Below are 551 nucleotides of genomic sequence, written 5' to 3'. Positions count from 1 at the left end.
CAGGGCGGGACCTATGTGGTGGCCAACATCCGCGGCGGAGGGGAGTACGGTCCCGCCTGGCACCGCGCCGCCCTGCGCCAGAACCGTCACCGCGCCTACCAGGACTTCGCCGCCGTTGCGCGTGACCTGGTCGCGCGCGGGGTGACGACGCCTTCGCGTCTGGGGATCCAGGGAGGGTCGAATGGCGGGATGCTCACCGGGAACATGCTGGTGCGCGATCCGGAGCTCTTCGGCGCGGTGGTCATCCAGGTACCCCTGCTGGACATGCGCCGCTACCACACGCTCCTGGCGGGGGCGTCGTGGATGTCGGAGTACGGGGATCCCGATGACCCCGAGCAGTGGGAGTGGCTGCAGGACTACAGCCCCTTCCACCTGTGGGACCCGGCGCGCGCCTATCCGCCGGTGCTGCTCACCACCTCGACACGCGATGACCGCGTGCACCCCGCCCATGCACGGACCATGGCCTGGCGGATGGTGGAGGGACGGGCCGACGTCCTCTACTTCGAGAACATTGAGGGCGGGCATGCGGGAGCCGCGGACAACGCCCAGCG

1 protein-coding gene is annotated in these 551 nt (G+C 70.2%); it reads left to right on the top strand.

Annotated elements, in window-relative coordinates; genetic code table 11:
- The coding region (locus FK530_RS25245; protein WP_146489515.1) for a prolyl oligopeptidase family serine peptidase at positions 1-551 on the top strand (551 nt) is incomplete at both ends.

The sequence above is a fragment of the Tsukamurella conjunctivitidis genome, assembly GCF_007858475.1.
Lineage (GTDB): Bacteria > Actinomycetota > Actinomycetes > Mycobacteriales > Mycobacteriaceae > Tsukamurella > Tsukamurella conjunctivitidis.
Note: the sequence above shows the minus strand (reverse complement) of the source record. Positions and strands in the feature narration are given on the sequence as shown.